At 66.1% G+C, this 15,435-nt stretch carries 12 protein-coding genes; 6 read left to right on the forward strand and 6 right to left on the reverse strand.

Annotation, left to right across the window (positions count from 1 at the left end; all coding sequences use genetic code 11):
- Positions 1 to 293 precede the first annotated feature (293 nt).
- Complete coding sequence (locus tag U1700_RS05345) at positions 294 to 530, reverse strand: hypothetical protein (RefSeq protein WP_332750784.1); 237 nt, start codon at positions 528 to 530, stop codon at positions 294 to 296.
- Positions 531 to 643: 113 nt separating this feature from the next.
- Here U1700_RS05345 and U1700_RS05350 point away from each other — a divergent pair, with 113 nt between their 5' ends.
- From U1700_RS05350 to U1700_RS05365, 4 genes are all read left to right on the forward strand, one after another.
- The gene (locus U1700_RS05350; RefSeq protein WP_332750786.1) at positions 644 to 2,458 is read left to right on the forward strand and encodes an ABCB family ABC transporter ATP-binding protein/permease; all 1,815 of its coding nucleotides are present in this window, start codon (positions 644 to 646) and stop codon (positions 2,456 to 2,458) included.
- 73 nt (positions 2,459 to 2,531) lie between these two features.
- Positions 2,532 to 4,730, forward strand: a complete 2,199-nt coding sequence (locus U1700_RS05355) for a M3 family metallopeptidase (protein ID WP_332750788.1) — start codon at positions 2,532 to 2,534, stop codon at positions 4,728 to 4,730.
- Positions 4,727 to 6,517 carry a DNA helicase RecQ gene (recQ, locus tag U1700_RS05360; protein WP_332750790.1) on the forward strand — a complete coding sequence of 597 codons (1,791 nt, stop codon included), beginning with the start codon at positions 4,727 to 4,729 and terminating at the stop codon, positions 6,515 to 6,517. Before U1700_RS05355 ends, recQ begins: the two co-directional genes overlap by 4 nt.
- Complete coding sequence (locus U1700_RS05365; protein ID WP_332750791.1) at positions 6,501 to 6,908, forward strand: TIGR01244 family sulfur transferase; 408 nt, start codon at positions 6,501 to 6,503, stop codon at positions 6,906 to 6,908. The genes recQ and U1700_RS05365 overlap by 17 nt, the downstream gene beginning before the upstream one ends.
- Here U1700_RS05365 and U1700_RS05370 read toward each other — a convergent pair.
- The 4 genes from U1700_RS05370 to U1700_RS05385 all read right to left on the reverse strand — a co-directional run bounded on the left by U1700_RS05370 (position 6,877) and on the right by U1700_RS05385 (position 9,423).
- The gene (locus tag U1700_RS05370; protein ID WP_332750792.1) at positions 6,877 to 7,110 is read right to left on the reverse strand and encodes a putative signal transducing protein; all 234 of its coding nucleotides are present in this window, start codon (positions 7,108 to 7,110) and stop codon (positions 6,877 to 6,879) included. The two genes, U1700_RS05365 and U1700_RS05370, sit on opposite strands and share 32 nt — an antisense overlap.
- Positions 7,107 to 8,540: a metalloprotease TldD gene (tldD, locus tag U1700_RS05375; RefSeq protein WP_332750794.1), complete on the reverse strand. Its 1,434-nt coding sequence runs from the start codon at positions 8,538 to 8,540 to the stop codon at positions 7,107 to 7,109. Before tldD ends, U1700_RS05370 begins: the two co-directional genes overlap by 4 nt.
- A complete protein-coding gene (locus tag U1700_RS05380; RefSeq protein WP_332750796.1) occupies positions 8,537 to 8,827 on the reverse strand; it encodes a zinc-finger domain-containing protein in 291 nt (96 codons plus the stop codon). The genes tldD and U1700_RS05380 overlap by 4 nt, the downstream gene beginning before the upstream one ends.
- A gap of 77 nt (positions 8,828 to 8,904) precedes the next feature.
- Positions 8,905 to 9,423 carry a DUF4402 domain-containing protein gene (locus U1700_RS05385; RefSeq protein WP_332750798.1) on the reverse strand — a complete coding sequence of 173 codons (519 nt, stop codon included), beginning with the start codon at positions 9,421 to 9,423 and terminating at the stop codon, positions 8,905 to 8,907.
- Positions 9,424 to 9,542: 119 nt separating this feature from the next.
- Between U1700_RS05385 and U1700_RS05390 the strand changes: the two genes are divergently transcribed.
- Positions 9,543 to 10,475 carry an ABC transporter ATP-binding protein gene (locus tag U1700_RS05390; protein ID WP_332750800.1) on the forward strand — a complete coding sequence of 311 codons (933 nt, stop codon included), beginning with the start codon at positions 9,543 to 9,545 and terminating at the stop codon, positions 10,473 to 10,475.
- Positions 10,472 to 12,058, forward strand: coding sequence for an L-aspartate oxidase (nadB, locus tag U1700_RS05395; protein WP_332750801.1), 1,587 nt, complete (start codon positions 10,472 to 10,474; stop codon positions 12,056 to 12,058). Before U1700_RS05390 ends, nadB begins: the two co-directional genes overlap by 4 nt.
- Positions 12,059 to 12,062: 4 nt before the next feature.
- Here nadB and U1700_RS05400 read toward each other — a convergent pair whose 3' ends face one another.
- The gene (locus U1700_RS05400; protein WP_332750802.1) at positions 12,063 to 15,383 is read right to left on the reverse strand and encodes a DUF3857 domain-containing protein; all 3,321 of its coding nucleotides are present in this window, start codon (positions 15,381 to 15,383) and stop codon (positions 12,063 to 12,065) included.
- Positions 15,384 to 15,435 lie beyond the last annotated feature (52 nt).

The raw sequence follows: 15,435 nt of genomic DNA on the forward strand, positions 1-15,435 counted from the left end.
AGGACGGGGCAGCGCGAAATTAGGCGAAGCTGATGTGTGCGGCGGGGCCGACGGCGGAGGCGACGAAGATCATCGCGGTCACAAAGGCAGCGGCAAGGCTGGCGGCGGTCTGGCGGAAGCTGTTGCTGGTCATGGTCATTTCCCTTTTTTGGCGACCCGCGGCGGGTCATGCCATCCATATTGCAGGAGGCGTGCCAATTGAGAAAAACCGTTGTTTATCAGTGCGGCAAATAATTTATCAGGGCAAAGCTGGCGTAAATTTCCAACAACTGTTGGGAAATTTCACCAACAGACTATCCCTGATTACGGACCGGGCGTGCCTTCTGGGCGGATCCGGGAGTGGCGACCGCGCGGCACTCGGCCTGCACTTCCGAATAGTCGTAGCGGGTCGCATTCATCAGAGCACTGCCCGTCGCCGCCGCACAGCTCGTCCGACTCTCGTAGCGCGTCGGCAGCATTGCGACCTGCTGGCACTGCGCACTGCCGTCGGCGCAGCCGAGGATCGCGATGACAAACATACCCGGCCCCATGACACTGCTCCACGCTACACACTGTCAACTAAACGGCGAATTAATCGCGCAAGTTCCCACCGTTTCGCGTCCGCCGCTTGGTGATGCCCCGGCGCCACACTATCTAGGAGCCGATGCGCGACGCCCCCCCGACCGACCAGCCCCAGAAGGGCAGCCTGAAGACGCTCCTCCGCTTCCTTCCGATGCTGTGGCCCCGGGGCGAGCACGAGATCCAGGCGCGGGTCGTGGTCGCGGTGATCCTCGTCCTGATCGGCAAGGCGACGACCCTGCTGATGCCGTTCGCCTACAAGGCGATCGTCGACCGGATGGCATCGCATCAGGCGTTCGCACTCGTTATCGGACTGGTCCTCGCCTATGCCGGTGCGCGCTTCGGCGGGGTGCTCGCCGACAATCTTCGCAATGCCCTGTTCGAAAAGGTCGGCCAGCGCGCCGCGCTCGCCTTGTCGAGCCGCGTCTTCCGCCACGTCCACTCGCTGTCGCTCCGCTTCCACCTCGAACGCCGCACCGGAAGCCTGACCAAGATCGTCGAGCGCGGAACCAAGAGCATCGACATGATGCTCTACTTTCTCCTCTTCAACATCGCCCCGACGGTGATCGAGCTGGGCGCGATCTGCATCATCTTCTTCGTCAAGTTCGGCGGCGGGCTAGTCGCCGGAACGCTCGCCGTGGTTGCCATTTACATCGGCTTCACCCGCTGGGTGACCGACTGGCGCGCGGGCATCCAGCGCCAGATGAACGAGGTCGACAACAAGGCCATCGGCCGCGCCGTCGACAGCCTGCTCAATTACGAAACCGTCAAATATTTCGGCGCCGAGGAACGCGAGGCGCGTCGCTATGACGAGGCGGTCGGCGCCTTCACCCGCGCTGCGGTGCGTAACGAAGTGTCGCTCGCCTGGCTCAACATCGGCCAGTCGCTGATCACCAACCTGATGATGGCCGGCGCGATGGGCTTTACCGTGTGGGGCTGGTCGACGGGTCGCTTCACGCCGGGCGATGTGGTCCTGGTCAATGCCCTGCTCATGCAGCTGTTCCGCCCGCTCGACATGCTCGGCTGGGTCTATCGATCGATCAAGCAGGGGCTGATCGACATGGAGATGATGTTCGAACTGCTCGATACATCGCAGGAAATCGTCGACGCGCCCAACGCCCCGGCGCTCGCCGTCACCCGCGGCGCGGTGCGCTTCGACGATGTCCATTTCCAGTATGAGGATGGCCGCGAGATATTGAAGGGCGTCAGCTTCGACGTGCCCCCGGGGACCAGCCTGGCCGTGGTCGGATCCTCGGGCGCGGGCAAGTCGACCCTCGCGCGGCTGCTCTACCGTTTCTACGATCCCTCGGGCGGGAGCATATTGATCGACGGCCAGCCGATCGCCGGGGTGACGCAGGCAAGCCTCCGCTCGGCGATCGGCATCGTCCCTCAGGACACCGTCCTGTTCAACGATACCATCGCCTACAACATCGCCTACGGCCGCGAGAATGCCGGCCAGCCCGAGGTCGAGAAGGCCGCCGCCGGGGCCGCGATCGACACCTTCATCGCCTCGCTTCCCAACGGCTACGGCTCGATGGTCGGCGAACGCGGACTGAAACTCTCGGGCGGCGAGAAACAGCGCGTCGCCATTGCGCGCACCCTGCTCAAGAACCCGCCGATCCTGATCCTCGACGAGGCGACTTCGGCGCTCGACAGCCGCACCGAGGAAGCGATCCAGGCCACGCTTCAGGGCGCGATGCGCGACCGCACGACGATCGTCATCGCCCACCGCCTGTCGACCATCGCCGAGGCCGACCGCATCATCGTGCTCGACCAGGGCCGCGTTGCGGAGAGCGGGACTCACGCCGCTTTGCTCGCGTCAAACGGTCTCTACGCCGATCTGTGGAACCGCCAGCAAGCCGAACGCGAGCTAGAGGCAGCGGCGCAAGCAGCGGAATAATCGAGATAATTCAGGCTTGCGAAAGGCGCGCTGGCGTTGGACAGGGACGAGATATCGTTTCTGGAGTAACCACATGTTGCGTATTCGCGTATCGGCCCTGTTGGCCGCCACGACGGTCATGGCCATCGCCTCACCGACGTCCGCCGCCACTCCCAAGCACCGGACGTCGAATATGACGAGCGTCGTCCTGCCCGCGTCCAACCCCTTCGCCAAGCCGTCGACGCTGCCGTTCCAGGCGCCCGATTATGCCCGCATCAAGGATGGCGACTACCTCCCCGCCTTCCTCGCCGGCATGGCCCAGCAGAAGGCCGAGATCGGTGTCATCGCGGACAACCCCGCCAAGCCGACCTTCGACAATAGCATCGCCGCGATGGAGCGTTCGGGAACCTTGCTCGAACGCACCCAGCTGGCGTTCAGCGCGGTCAACGGCGCCAACACCAACGACACGCTGCAGGCGGTCGATACCAAGACCGCCCCGCTGCTCGCCGCGCACAACGACTATATCTTCCTCAACGCCAAGCAGTTTGCGCGGGTGAAGGCGCTCCACGACCAGCAGGCCAGCCTCGGCCTCGATCCCGAGCAGGCCAAGCTGCTGACCGTCCAGTATGACCGGTTCGTCCACTCGGGCGCCCAGCTGTCCCCGGCGAAGCAGGCGGAGCTAAAAATGCTCAACCTGCGCCTCGGCACGCTCCAGTCGTCCTACACCCAGAAATTGCTCGCCGCTGCCAAGGCCGGTGCGCTGCATGTCGACGACAAGGCGGCGCTTGCCGGCCTGTCCGACGATGCCATCGCCGCCGCCGCCGAGGCCGCCAAGACGCGCAAGCTGTCAGGTTTTGTCCTGCCGCTCCAGAACACCACCCAGCAGCCGGCGATGGCGTCGCTGACCGTTCGCGCGACCCGCGAGGCATTGTTCAAGGCGAGCATCAATCGCGCCAGCCGCGGCGACGCCAATGACACCCGCGGCATCATCGCCGAACTTGCCCAGTTGCGCGCCAAACAGGCCGCACTGCTCGGCTATCCCAACTTCGCCGCCTACACATTATACGACCAGATGGCGAAGACCCCCGAGGCCGCGATTGGCTTCATCGATCGGCTGGCGCCCGCCATCTCAGCCCGCCAGCGCCAGGAATATGCCGACATCCAGGCGCTGATCGACGCCCAGGCAAAGGCTGCCGGGCGGCCTTCGTTCAAGGCAATGCCGTGGGACTGGCAGTTTTACTCGGAGCAGATCCGCAAGCAGCGCTACGACCTCGATGGTGATGCGCTCAAGCCCTATTTTGAAGTCAACAAGGTGCTCACCGACGGCGTATTCTATGCCGCACACCAACTCTACGGGCTCAATTTTTCCGAGCGCAAGGACATCCCGACCTGGAACGCCGACATGCGCGTGTTTGAGGTGACCGAGGAGAGCGGCAAGCACCTTGGGCTGATGTATTTCGATTATTGGAAGCGCGACAACAAGTCGGGCGGGGCGTGGATGTCGAACCTCGTCAACCAGTCGTATCTGCGCGGCACGACCCCCGTCATCTACAACGTCGGCAACTTCCAGAAACCCGCTCCGGGCAAGCCCGCCCTGGTCAGCTTCGACGATGTGACGACCATGTTCCACGAATTCGGCCATGCCCTCCACGGCCTGTTCGCGGCGCAGACCTATCCCACTTTGTCGGGCACCAACACCGCGCGCGACTGGGTCGAATTTCCGTCGCAGTTCAACGAGAACTGGGCGCTCGAGCCGAGCGTGCTGCGCCATTATGCGGTCGATTATCGCACCGGCTCGCCAATCCCGCAGGCGCTGGTCGACAAGCTCATGAAAGCCGAGACCTTCAACCAGGGCTTCGATTTTGGCGAGACGGTCGAGGCCGCCAAGCTCGATCTCGACTGGCACTCGCTGCCCGTCACTGCCCCGCGCCAGGACGCCGACGCATTCGAGGCCAAGGCATTGGCGGCGGGCGGGTTCGACGCCGCCGACGTGCCGCCGCGCTACAAGTCGCCCTACTTCCTCCACATCTGGAGCAACGGCTATTCGGCCGGCTATTATGCCTACATCTGGACCCAGATGCTCGACCATGACGCCTATGACTGGTTCCGGACCCACGGCGGGCTGACCCGCGCCAACGGCCAGCGCTTCCGCGACATGGTGCTGTCGCGCGGCAACACGATCGAGCTCAACACCATGTACCGCAACTTCACCGGCCGAGCGCCCGATGTGATGCCGATGCTTCGCTTTCACGGCTTGACGCCGGTGGGCGCCGCCGCGACGGGAGTGCGGTGACTGGTTCCCCCCTCGACATCCTCCACTCGGTCTTTGGCCACGCGGGCTTTCGCGGGGTCCAGGACCAGGTGATCAGCCGCGTGATGGCGGGGCAGCATTGCCTCGCCGTCATGCCGACCGGGGCGGGCAAGTCGCTCTGCTACCAGGTCCCCGCGCTCGCCCGCGCCGGGACCGCAGTGGTCATCTCGCCATTGATCGCGCTGATGCAAGACCAGATCCGATCGGCCGAGGCGCACGGCCTTCGCGCCGCCGCGCTGACCAGCGTCAGCGAGGATCCGGGGGCCATCCGCGACGCCCTGGCGCGGGGCAATCTCGACCTGCTCTACGCCGCCCCGGAGCGCGCGTCGGGCGAGGGTTTCGCGCGGATGCTGGCCGAGGTCCCGCTGGCGCTGTTCGCGATCGACGAGGCGCATTGCGTGTCGGAGTGGGGCCACGACTTCCGCCCCGACTATCGCCTGCTCCGTCCCTTGCTCGACCGTTTCCCCGACGTCCCCCGGCTGGCACTCACCGCAACCGCCGACGCCCGCACCCGCGCCGACATCCTTGCCCAGCTCGGCATCGGCGACGACGGGCTGATCATTGCCGGCTTCGACCGCCCCAACATCCGCTACCATGTCCGCCCGCGCGACGGGCTGGGCGCGCAGCTCAAGACCGTCCTCGCCGCCCAGCCCGGCCCCGGCATCGTCTATGCCCCCAGTCGCAACGGGACCGAGAAGATCGCCGAGCAACTGTCCTCCGGCGGCCGTCAGGCCCTCGCCTATCACGCCGGGCTCGAACCCCCCGTCCGCCGCCGCAACCAGGCCGCCTTCGTCGCGTCGGAAGAGATGGTGATGGCCGCGACGGTCGCCTTCGGCATGGGGATCGACAAGCCCGACGTCCGCTTTGTCGCCCATGCCGGAATCCCCAAGTCGATCGAGGCCTATTACCAGGAGACCGGCCGCGCCGGGCGTGACGGCGACCCCGCCGAGGCGTGGCTGTTCTGGGGCGCCGAGGATTTCGCCCGCGCCCGCCGCCGCATCGAAAGCGAGGTCGAGGAAGCGCGACGCCCTGCCGAGCGCGACCGGCTTAACACGCTCGCCGCCTTCGTCGAGGCCGCGACCTGTCGCCGCGCGATATTGCTCCGCCACTTCGGCGAGGAGCCCCCCGAAACCTGCGGCAATTGCGACAATTGCCTCGATCCGCCGAAGACCGTCGACGTTACCGACGTCGCGCGAAAGCTGCTTTCGGCGGTGTTCCGCACCGACATGCGCTTCGGGGTCGCGCACCTGGCGGCAGTGCTCGGGGGTGACGATAATGAGAAAGTCCGCCAGTTCGGCCATGACAAGCTCAGCGTGTTCGGGATCGCGACGGCCGACGAACTCGCGATGGTCCGACCCGTCGCCCGCGCGCTTCAAGCCCGCGATGCCCTGCGCGCTGACGATTATGGCGGGCTGTCGTTCGGCCCAGCCGCCAAACCGATCCTCAAGGGCGAGCGGGCAGTCGTCATCGCCGTCCCGCCGCCCAGGACCCGCAAGACCCGCCGCGGGCGCGCGGAAGTCGGTCCGCACGATCCGCTGTTCGAGGCATTGCGCGTCTGGCGGCGCGAGGCGGCGAAGGAAGCCGGGGTTCCACCCTATGTTATCTTCCACGATTCGACCCTGCGCGCGGTCGCCGCCGACCGCCCGTCATCGCTCAGCGCGCTTGCGCATATCGAAGGCGTGGGCGAAACCAAGCTGGCCCGCTATGGCGAGGGGCTGCTGGAAGCCCTCCATGCGGCGCAGGAGGCCGACCATGCCACGCCAGCTTGATGCCCAGACGATGGTTGCGGGGCAGATCGACCCCGCGACCCTGCCCGATTTGAAGGCACAGGGGGTGACGATGATCATCAACAACCGTCCCGATCACGAGGATCCCGGCCAGCCGACCAGCGCCGAAATGGAAATCGCCGCCGAAGCGTGCGGGCTCCATTATGCCCATGTCCCGATCGCGCGCGGCATGGGGCCGAGCGATATTGAGGCGATGCGGGGGGCGCTCCACGAAGCGGGCGACGGCAAGGTTCTGGCCTACTGCCGCTCGGGCGGGCGATCGGTGCTGGCGTGGGCAGTGGCGAAATCGGCCGACGGCGTACCGCGCGCCGAGCTTGAGGCATCCGCCGACCGCGCCGGGTTCAATCTCGAGCCGGTCGCTCACTTGCTTTAGCGTCGGCGATGAGGAGCGCGAACGCCTCGTCATAATCCTCGTCGAGCACCATGAGCCGCACCGGGATCAGGCCGAAACCGCCGTAGAAGCTGTGCGCCTGTCCGTCGAACACGACCGCGCCGATCCCCTCGTCCTCGAGCATCAGGCGCGCGAGATCGGCGTCGAGCTGCGATCCATATCGGGCCAGCTCGACCAGACTCACCCCGTCCCGCCAACCGTAATCCCGTCGACCAGCAACGTCGGCTGCCCGACCCCGGCGGGGACCGACTGCCCGCCCTTGCCGCACACGCCGATGCCCTCGTCGAGCGCCATGTCGTTGCCGATTCCCGATACCCGGGTCAGTACCGTCGGCCCGTCGCCGATCAGCGTCGCGCCCTTGATCGGGGCGCCGATCCGGCCATTCTCGATCCGGTACGCCTCGGTGCATGAGAAGACGAACTTGCCGCTGGTAATATCCACCTGCCCGCCGCCGAAGCTCTTGGCGAAAATCCCGTTCTTGACCCGCGTCACCAGTTCGGCCGGTTCGTCCTTGCCGCCCAGCATGAACGTGTTGGTCATCCGCGGCATCGGCGCATGGGCAAAGCTTTCGCGGCGACCATTGCCGGTCGGCTGCATCCCCATCAGCCGCGCATTTAGCCGGTCCTGGAGATAACCCTTGAGGATCCCGTCCTCGATCAGCGTCGTGCGCTGGGTCGGCGTTCCCTCGTCGTCGATGGTCAGCGACCCGCGCCGCCCGTCGATCGCGCCTTCGTCGATCACCGTCACGCCGGGCGCCGCAACCCGTTCGCCCAGTCGCCCCGAAAAAGCCGAGGTCTTCTTGCGGTTGAAATCTCCCTCCAGCCCGTGGCCGATCGCTTCGTGGAGCAAGATCCCCGGCCAGCCCGGCCCGAGCAGCACCTGCATCTCGCCTGCCGGCGCAGCGACCGATTCGAGGTTGACCAGCGCCTGCGCCAGTGCCTCGTCGATCGCGCGGTTCCACGTCGCCGGTTCGAACAGATGGTCGTACAGATAGCGCCCGCCCATGCCGAAACTGCCGGTTTCACGGCGCTCAGACCCATTGGCACCGGACTTGGCGACGATCGACACGTTGAGGCGCACCAATGGTCTCACATCGGTTGCGACGAAGCCGTCGGCACGGATGATCTCGACCACCGTCCAGCTGCCCGACAGGCTGACGCTGACTTGCTCGACGCGGGGATCGCGTGCCCGCGCGGCGGCATCAATCTCCTGGCACAGCGCGACCTTTTTCGCGAACGGGATCAGCGCGAGCGGATCATCGGCGGCATACATGGCGCGATTGGTCCGTGGCGGCGGCGCACTCGGCCCCGTCTTCGAGACGTCGAGCAATTTGAGCGTCTGCGCCGCGCGATCGATCGCCGCGACGCTGAGCTCATTGGCGTGCGAAAAAGCCGTCATCTCACCCGACACGCCGCGCAGGCCGAACCCCGATCCGCTGTGATAATCGGCGGTCTTCAGCCGTCCGTCGTCGAACCCGAAGCTTTCGGACAGGCTGTACTGAAGGTATAGCTCGCCATCGTCATGCGCCGCCAAGTGCCGTGCGGCGAGCCGCCTGGCGTCATCGGGATCGAGCTCGCCCGAATAGAGGAAGCGTCGCGGATCGGCCGCGCTCATGCCGGCCCAACCGAATCCTGCGGGCCGCCGAGCCCATGGTCATCGGGATAGCCCGCGCGCTTGTCCGCAGTATCGCCGCCCATGCCGCCCGCCATCGGTATTTCGTCGGCCGGCCCGCCCTCGAGCACGAACCTGCGGTCACAATAGCCGCACTCCACATAGCCGTGCTCATCCTCGATATGGAGGAACACGCGCGGGTGGCCGAGCGCGGCGGGCACCGCACCCGATCCATCGCACGCCACGCGGGTCGAGGTGGTGCGGACGATTTCGGGCGGGGGAATGTTCATCCCCCTTAACTAGCGGCGCGCCGGCCACTCTTCAATGCGGCCCACTCTTCAATGACGCGCGCCGACTTGAGCAGTGGTCAGGGATATTGGATCTGGACGTCGAACGTTCCCAGATACGTCCCCTCGACCTGGTTCGCGGCGATATTCAGCGTCCCGCCGACGCGGAAGCTGAAGCTCTCCATCGCCGCCAGCGCGCGCTTATTCTGTCCCTGCAGCGTCAGGCTCGTCACGGTCATCGTCTCGGTCCCGCCGGTGCGGGTCAGCACCACCGCCTGGTTCGTCAACTTGATCAGCACGACGACAGACGATCCGCCCGCCGCCCCGACAAACCCCGCCGCATGCCACAGGCTGCCCAACTGGGTTACGCCGCCGGTCGCCACGATGCTGTTGGCATTGGGGTCGATCACCATCGTCCCTGCGGTCGTCACGCTAAGTAGTCCGAAATCGAGATCGGCAGTCTTCACGATGCTGACCGGGGCGGTAATAATTCCCCGCGCGGTCGCCGGCACGATCGCGCCAACCGGCACGGCGCCCGCAGGCGCGGCGATCCCAAGCATGGCGGCAGCAATGAAAATGGGCAGGAACAGCGAACGCATGCCCGTTGCCTAGACGGTTAATGCGAAGATCACTTTGCCGATTAAGGTTAATGCGCTCTTTACCCTGGATCGGTCGCGCCCGCTTTCGCGCGCTCGATCGCCCCGCTATGTCCACCCCCATGACCACTCCCAGCGCCGCCATCGCCATCGACTCGCTCTCGAAAACGTACCAGGGCGGCAAGGTTGCGCTCGACAATGTGAGCTTTGACGTTCCGCGCGGCCAGATCTTTGGGCTGCTCGGCCCCAATGGCGCGGGCAAATCGACCCTCATCAATATCCTTGCCGGGCTGGTCGTGAAGACCGCCGGCACCGCGACCGTGTGGGGCTTCGACATCGACAGGCACCCGCGCAACGCCAAGCGATCGATCGGCATCGTCCCCCAGGAAATATTGTTCGACCCCTTTTTCACCCCGCGTGAAGCGCTCGAGATCCAGGCTGGCATGTATGGCGTCCCCCCCGCCGAGCGCCGCTCCGACGCGCTGCTCGCGGCGATGCATCTGACTGAGAAGGCCAATGCCTATGCCCGCACCCTGTCGGGCGGCATGAAACGCCGCCTGCTGGTGGCCAAGGCGATGGTCCACTCGCCCCCGATCCTCGTCCTCGACGAGCCGACCGCCGGGGTCGATATCGAGCTTCGGATGCAGCTGTGGGCCTATGTGAAATCGCTCAATGCGCAGGGCGTCACCGTCGTCCTCACCACCCATTATCTCGAGGAAGCCGAGCAATTGTGCGACCGCATCGCCATCATCAATCATGGCAGACTCATCGCCAATGAACCGACCCGCGAGCTCATCGCCAAGGCGCAGGACAAGGCCGTCGTCGTCACTGTCGACCGCGACCTGACCGTCGCCCCCACCGCGTCCTGCTTCGACAAGATCGAAATCACCGGCGACCGCCAGCTGGCGATCACCTACCGCAAGGACCGGGTCAACGCCGGCCAGGTCCTCGCCGCGCTCGCCGCCGACGGGCTCGGCATTGTCGACGTCACGACCAGGGACCCCGACCTGGAAGACGTCTTCTTGAGCCTGACCCGCGAAAGCAATGCCGCGTGAGCCACGATTATGACGTCCTCATCGTCGGTTCGGGCGCCGCCGGGCTGACCGCCGCGCTCAACCTCGCCACAGCCAAGCGGGTCGCGGTCATTGCCAAGGGTCGGCTCGACGAGGGTGCGACCGGCTGGGCCCAAGGCGGGATCGCCGCGGTGCTCGAGGAGGGCGACAGTTTCGACGCCCACGTCCGCGACACGATGATCGCCGGCGCCGGGCTCAACGACCTCGCCGTGGTCGAGCATGTCGTCGAGGGCGCCCCGCGTGCGATCGAGCGACTGGCCGAACTCGGCGTGCCCTTCAACACCGGCGACGGCGAGGATCGCTGGCATTTGACCCGCGAGGGCGGGCACAGCCACCGCCGCATCGTCCATGTCGCCGACGCCACCGGCTGGGCGGTCCAGCAGGCGCTCGAAAAGGCCGCCGTCGCCCACCCCAATATTACTCTCATCCCCGACATGGTCGCGATCGACCTCGTCACCGGGCGCCACGCGATTGAATTCAGCACGTCGGGCGCGGTCCACGGGCTCTATGCGCTTAATCGCGCCACCGACCGGGTCGAGACGATCACCGCCCGCGCCACCGTCCTCGCCACTGGCGGGGCGGGGCGCACCTACCTCTATTCCACCGCCCCGCGCGGCGCGACCGGGGACGGTATCGCCATGGCGTGGCGCGCCGGCTGCCGCATCTCCAACATGGAGTTCATGCAGTTCCACCCGACCTGCCTCTACAATCTCGAGGTCAAGAATTTCCTGATCACCGAGGCGGTGCGCGGCGAGGGCGGACGGCTGCTCATCCCCACCACCGGCGAGCGCTTCATGCCGCGCTTCGACGAGCGCGGCGAGCTTGCCCCGCGCGATATCGTCGCCCGCGCCATCGACCATGAGATCAAGCGGCTTGGGCTCGATTTTGTCCATCTCGACATTTCGCACCGCGAGCCCGAGTTCGTCCGCGAGCATTTCCCCAACATCTACGAGAAATTGCTCGGGCTCGGCATCGACATCACCACTGACCCGATCCCGGTCGTGCCCGCCCAGCACTACACCTGCGGCGGGGTGGTCGTGGACATGGACGGCAAGACCGATGCGCCTGGGCTCTACGCGGCGGGCGAAGTTACCCAGTCGGGGCTCCATGGCGCCAATCGTCTCGCCTCCAACTCGCTCCTCGAATGCCTCGTTTTCGGCGAGGCCGCCGCGCACCATATCGACGCGCACTGGGACAGCCTCGGCCCGCCCCCCGCAATCCGCCCGTGGGATGAAAGCCGAGTCACCGACCTCGACGAAGAGGTCGTCATCCAGCAGAGCTGGGGCGAGATCCGTCGCTTCATGTGGAATTTCGTCGGCATCGTCCGCACGACCAAGCGGCTCGAGCGCGCCGCCAACCGCATCGACCTGCTCAAACGCGAAGTGAACGGCTACTACCGCGACTTCCGCGTGACGCCCAACCTGATCGAGCTCCGCAACCTGGTCGAGGTCGCCGACCTCATCATCCGCAGCGCGCTTTCAAGACACGAAAGCCGCGGCCTCCACTACACGCTCGACTATCCCGAGCTGGCGGCGGAAGCGGTCGACACGGTGCTGGTGCCATAAGGGCCTACCGCCCAACCCCCGCCGGCACCGTCACTCCATATTCCGCGAATCTAGCCTCGATCTCGGGCGAAATCCTCCTCGCTTCGGCAAGATCGGCCTTGGCCCCGGCCATATTCCCCTTCTTTGCCCGCGCAACCGCCCGCCCGAACAGCGACGCGGCCATCGTCGGCGCCTTCTTCAGAACCGCGTCATAATCGGCGATCGCCTCGTCGATCGCGCCAGTGCGCAACTTCACGAAGGCGCGGCTGTCGAGGATGGCCGGCGCATCGGGCGACAGCGCCAGTCCCTTGTTGCAATCGGCCAGCGCGGTGTCGATCGACAGGTCCAGCGTCGCCTTGCTCCAGCACAGCTCGTTATAGGCCATCGCGTCATGATATTTGACGACCATCGCCTGCCCGACCTTGATTGCCTCGCCGCCCTTGCCCTCTTTGGCGAGCAGCCGCATTCGCACCCCCGCTGCCCCGCGATTGCCCGGATCGATCTTGTCGATCGCCGCCAGATCGGCCTCGGCCCGCTGGTTCGCTCCGGCGTCGGTCGCCGCGGCGTCGATCGCCACATTAGCCCGGGTTATCAGCGCCTGGACCGATCGCGGGTCGAGTTTGACCGCCGCCTCGATATCGTTCACGCGCGCCGCGCCGTTATTCAGCGCAGCCCGGTCGAGCAACAGCCCCACCGACGGCTTCTCGGCGATCAGTGCGTCATAATCCTTTAGCGCCTCGGCGCTTTTGCCGGTGGCTGAGCGGCCGAGTGCGCGCATCCGGCGCAACTCGAAATTGGCTGGGTCCTTGGCCAGCGCCAGATTGATCGCGACCAGCCCCTCGTCGACCCGCCCGAGCGCCATCAGCGCGCTCCCCCGCGCACCCTGGAGCGGGATCGTCGGTTCGATCGCCAGCGCGGCATCGATGTCGATCAGTCCTTCGGCGATCTTGCCCTTCATCATCCGCAATCCACCGCGCGCCGCGAGCGAGCGGAAGAATTTGGGCTCGATCTCGATCGACTTGCTGAAATAGGTCTCGGCCTCGTCGAACCGCTTGGTCTGGAACGCCTGCATACCCTTGGCATAAAGCGCCATCCACGACTTGGGATCGATCGCCAGCGCACGGTCGGCGGCGGCATCGGCTCGCACATCGCCCTTGGCGGCGAGCAGCATTGCGCGGATCGCGTGCGCCGTCCCGACCTTGTCATCGATCGCCAGCGCGGCATCGATATCGGCCAGGCTTGCCACCCCCTCGCCCGCGTCGAAGCGATGAGCCCCGCGCGCCAGCAGCGCCTTGGCCAGCGCCGGGCGGTCGTCCTTCAACGCGATGATGTCGGCATCGGTCGCGCGATAATTGTCGGGCGCGCGAACGAACACCCCGACCCCGCCAAGCTCGGCCATCCGCGCCCGCGCCGAGGCGGCCTTGGCGGCGGGCAGTTCGTCGGCCAGTGCGCGAGTGCTGGCCTCCATCGTCATGACCCCGCCGTCGATTTTGACCGACCGGTGAAAGGCGTAAATCCCGCCGACCTGCTCGTCGACATTGCCCCCCTGGAGCCTGAAATCCCTGGCTCCATAAGGCAGCTTGATCGTCTCGCGCTTGGCCCAATAGTCGGGATAGTCGATCGCGAACGGCGCGTCGGGGTTGAGCTGGTTGTCGCGGACGATATCGAACCGCCACCCGACCCGCGCCCCGTCGACCTCATACCACCGTGTCCCCGCCTCGCCGGTCCAGTCCATCTTGGCCTTGCCGGTCATCGCCAGCAGATAGTCGCCGGTCGCCGGATCGTCCTTCACGGTTACGCTGTCGGGAGTGATGAAGTCGTAATTCTTGCGCCATAATTTGCGCAAGGCCTCGTCCCGGTCGCGCGCCGACAGGGTCGAATATTCCAGTCTTTTGTTGATCGCCCCGTCGCCGCGGAAGCGCATCGACGCGGTCACCGCGGCCGGGGCATCGAGCCCGCCGCTGGCGTCGATCGCCACGTCGATCGTCTCGGTCGGCTCCCTGGGCAGGTCGGGGACCAGCGGCACCGGCCGCGCGTTGCTCGCGATGATCGGCAGGCCATAGCGGAAATTGGGCACCTTGATTTGGGCCAGGCTGCGGTCGCCAAGCCTGGTCCCGTCGAGCCAATAGCTTTTGCCGGCGATACTTGCCTCGGCGATGACATGGTCGAACGCGCCCATCGACGGCAGCGTCACTGCGACCGAATCGCCCATCGTCGTGCTGACCAGCACCGGCCGCGCCGCCACGCCCAGCTCGCGCAGCAGCGCGATCAGCAGCACCGTCTTGGCCTTGCAGTCGCCATAGCGCCGCGACCAGGTGACGTCGGCATTGGTTGGCCGATAGCCCCCGCCATTCATCTCGATCAACAGGTAGCGGACCTTCTCCTGGACCAGCGCCAGTGCCATTTCGGCGCGCACCCTGGGGTCCTTCGACGCCGCCGCGATCCGCGCGACTTCGGCTTTCAGCGGGCTGTCGGGGGCCAGCGTGGAAGCCTTGGCATATAGCGGCTCCAGATTGCTCGACACCGCTGCCCAGTCGGCAAAGTCGCTCACCTGAACCGAATTAACCGCTCGAAAGCGCGACGGCGCGCCTTGCGGCGGATCCTTGGTGGTGGCGTTGCTGACGTCCGACAACAGCTCGGTCTCGTCGCCGATCTTGCGGAAGGTCGGCTGGACCACGCCCGGCAGCGCGCGCCATTTGACGGCGCGGCTGGTCGGCCACAGCATCCGGATCCGGCTGCGGCCAAAGCTCGCTCCATCGCGCGGGCCGATGAAAAATTCCGAATGACCGCCCATCGCCGGGTCGCGGCGGGTGCGGGTGAAACTATAGTCGATGATGTCGCCGACGCGCAGGTCGTCGGGCTGGAGCAGCAGCGTCAGCCGCCCGTCGATTGCCGCCTTCTCCAGATTCTTCTCGCGCCGGACCACGGTCAGCTTCGATCCGTCGCCCAGCAGGTCGGTCGCCTTGCCGTCGCGGATCAGGCGAATGTGGTGGACCACCAGCTTCTCGAGCGCCGGATCCCACCCGACCTGGATCGCGCCATCGTCGAGTCCCTGTGCATTTTCAATGCTGTAGACCGCATTCGAGTAGGTGACATCGCCCTCGGGCGCAAAGCGCACCTGCGAATCCACCAGCAGGTCGATCGTCGCCGCTCCGCGCGCATCGGCCGGGGTCGGGGGAATGGTTGCGGGGAGCACCCACGCCGGCGGCGGCGCAATGTCATATTTAGACGCGACCGGCACCTCGATCCGCGGATTCATATCGGTCTTGCCCTGGGCCCACAAAGGGCCGCCAAGACCGCTCGCCAAAGCGAACCAGCAAGCCCCGGTCGAAGTACGCCACCGCATCGAAATTCCCCCTCGATATGATCAGCTTATAAGCAGCCCGGCCCATCGTCCA

This window comes from Sphingomonas sp. RB1R13, assembly GCF_036663775.1.
Lineage (GTDB): Bacteria > Pseudomonadota > Alphaproteobacteria > Sphingomonadales > Sphingomonadaceae > Sphingomicrobium.